This is a genomic window from Brunnivagina elsteri CCALA 953, assembly GCF_002289455.1.
Classification (GTDB): Bacteria; Cyanobacteriota; Cyanobacteriia; order Cyanobacteriales; family Nostocaceae; genus Brunnivagina; species Brunnivagina elsteri.
Genome location: NZ_NTFS01000590.1, coordinates 1 through 2899, shown reverse-complemented (window position 1 = coordinate 2899; position 2899 = coordinate 1). Strand labels below are relative to the sequence as shown.

Here is a 2899-nt window from a genome sequence, read left to right as displayed (position 1 = left end):
CACCAAGAGGCGGAGCCTCTGGGGTTGCGTTCCCAGGCTCTGCCTGGGAATGAGGAGGAAAGAGTATAGAAAGCTTACAACCCTTGCAGATAGGACTTGTGTGTACACCGTAGCCTTAGCTCATGGGGGTTAGGGAGGATGATTTCCGGGATACGAAGGGAAATCAGACTTGTGTGTACAGTATGGTAACATCCGTGAACTACGGCTCAAACCCCTTAAGAAATACCCAAGTTACGCTTTGCCTCACTAGCAACTGTCTCAACTTCATCATTCACCAGACTTTCTAATATAGATTTGGCTTCTGTACCACCCAAGTTATTTAAAGCGAGTACGACTCGATGGCGAATCTGCCAATCTGGATTGGTTGCGTATGATGCTAACAAGGGAACTGCTCGTAAATCCCCCAATTCTCCAAAAGAGCTAATGGCAGTAATTTGGACTAACTCATTTTCTGAGGTCAGCGCTTCTTGAAGTAGTTCAAATCCTCGCGGTTCCCCCAATACTCCTAATGTGGCAATAACGCTAAGTTGGACAATCCATTCTGGGGTGTTGCGGTAAAGTTGTTCCAAGTCGTCAAATGCTGACACAAGTTGTAATGCACCCAAACAATCGGCTGCTGCTGCTTGTACGTCGGGTTCTTTGTCTTCCAACATTCGACGCAATAGATTTAATGATAAATCTAAATCTTGACCACCTAAGGTATCTATTTGGCTGACTGCTGAGTAGCGAACGCGAGTATTAGAATCGTTAACAGCGTGTTGAATTAGCTCAAACCCAATTTTTGGTTCTAATACTCGAATCTGATTAACCGCACGCAAGCGATCGCCTAAATCTTCTGAATTTAGTAACTGTCTCACTGACTCAGGAGTGATACTCATTAATTTTTCTCTCTTTTCTTAAATTCTCTTTGATTTTATTATTGGGGATTGGGCATTTGCTAAGGACAAAAAACCTATTAACCACTAACTAGCAGCCATTGCCCGAATAATATCACCACGTGTGAGAATACCAATTACTTGACCCTCGCTGTCAAGTACTGGCAGACGATTAACGCTTTTATCGTGCATTAATCTAGCTGCATCTCGTAGTGGTTTGTCAGGAGAAACAGTAATGGGATTTTTGCTCATGACTTCCCCAACGGATTGTCCGAGTGCTTTGTGTAAATCGCGATCGTACTTGCCAGGATTTTGTAGATAAATAACGCTATCAAGAAACATGATGTAAGCAGGAGGGGTGACACCTGTTTCTTGCCACATTAAATCTGTTTCCGAAATAATACCGATGAGTTTACCACTTTCATCTACAACGGGTAAACCACTAATACGTCGCTCTGCCAAAATTGCGATCGCATCTTTGAGCGGAGTTTCGCACCTAACAACAACTGGGTTGTGGCTCATCACATTAGCAACGGTTTTAGACATATGACGACACTCCTATAAATATGGTAGTGAGAAAGCGGCTACTTACTGAAATAATCATGGGCTTTATTGTAAGTATGCTGAGAATTACTTAAGTTGAAAAACTATTTTTATAGTCCTTGGCTTACATTGTAGGGAAATTTTCTGATTGACTCGATGCTACGAAATAGATTGTTACTATTTTGGGAATTAGGCAATGGGTACTTGGGTGAAACTTCTCTATTTTGATTGCATTATTTGTCTGTAATTTCGCGTAAATATTACAAAACTTTACTCATTTTCTCTCTAAATATTTTTGATCCCTACAAATAATTAATTCCACCTCACTCTTGTACTTTATTGCTCTTGGGAGAACTATACTAAATAAAAAAGCATAATCAAAAATTAAGGAAAAAATTAAGCATTCAATCACAAGCATAATTTGCGGCTGCCGACAGACTTAATACTGTGAATGCCTCAGAGGTTGCCTTAAATATTTGACTCAAAATACTTGACTTCTCTGTGTTGGCGTAAGCCTGCCTTTGGGCATAGTAGAGATAGGCTCAAGTATCTCAATTTAAGAATTTCAATTTTCGGACTACAAAAGTAGTGTTTTTAGCCTTTTTGAGTCTACAAAATCAACAATCAAGCCAAATTATATTATTTCTTCTTTCTCCCTTCCCTATTAACCATTTATCTTTACTCTTGCCATGCATATTCAAGCACGTGTCAAACCAACACTTCCGAAGCAGCCAACTTTTTCCTCGATCGCAGAAGAACGCTCACATCGCAAACAGCATTTAGCTGCCGCTTTGCGATTATTCTCGCGATATGGCTTTGATGAAGGTGTTGCTGGACATATTACAGCCCGCGATCCGGAATATTTAGATAGCTTTTGGGTAAACCCTTTTGGGATGCACTTTGGAATGGTTCGCTCTAGTGACTTAATTCGCGTCAACCATCAAGGTGAAGTTGTCGAAGGCAATCATCCAGTCAATGAAGCAGCTTTTGCCATTCACTCGCGCATCCATGCATCCCGCCCCGATATTATTGCCGCAGCACATACCCATTCGGTTTATGGTAAAAGTTGGTCGAGTCTTGGTCGTTTGCTCGATCCGCTTAACCAAGATGCTTGTGCTTTTTACCAAGATCACGGTTTTTTTGATGATTATACCGGAGTCGTTTTGCAGGCAGAAGAGGGCGATCGCATTGCTGGAGCATTAAGCAACAAAAAAGCCGCAATTCTCAAGAATCACGGTTTACTTACGGTGGGAAGAACGGTTGATGAGGCTGCTTGGTGGTTCATTTCAATGGAACGCACTTGCCAAGCACAATTACTTGCTGAAGCTGCTGGCAAACCAAAATTAATTAACCACGATTCGGCAACTTTGGCACGTCATCAAGTTGGTTCTCCTTATATGGGTTGGTTTAGCTTCCAACCTCATTACGACATGATTGCTAGACTACAACCCGATTTTTTAAATTAGATTAAATTATTAAAT

General features: G+C 41.2%; 3 protein-coding genes. 1 reads left to right on the top strand and 2 read right to left on the bottom strand.

Annotation, left to right across the window (positions count from 1 at the left end; genetic code table 11):
- Window positions 1-215 precede the first annotated feature (215 nt).
- Window positions 216-878, bottom strand: coding sequence for a phycobilisome degradation protein NblB (gene nblB, locus CK510_RS28760; protein ID WP_095724890.1), 663 nt, complete (start codon window positions 876-878; stop codon window positions 216-218).
- Window positions 879-962: 84 nt separating this feature from the next.
- A complete protein-coding gene (locus tag CK510_RS28755) occupies window positions 963-1421 on the bottom strand; it encodes a CBS domain-containing protein (RefSeq protein WP_095724889.1) in 459 nt (152 codons plus the stop codon).
- 686 nt (window positions 1422-2107) lie between these two features.
- Here CK510_RS28755 and CK510_RS28750 point away from each other — a divergent pair.
- The gene (locus CK510_RS28750; RefSeq protein WP_095724888.1) at window positions 2108-2884 is read left to right on the top strand and encodes a class II aldolase/adducin family protein; all 777 of its coding nucleotides are present in this window, start codon (window positions 2108-2110) and stop codon (window positions 2882-2884) included.
- Window positions 2885-2899: the final 15 nt, after the last annotated feature.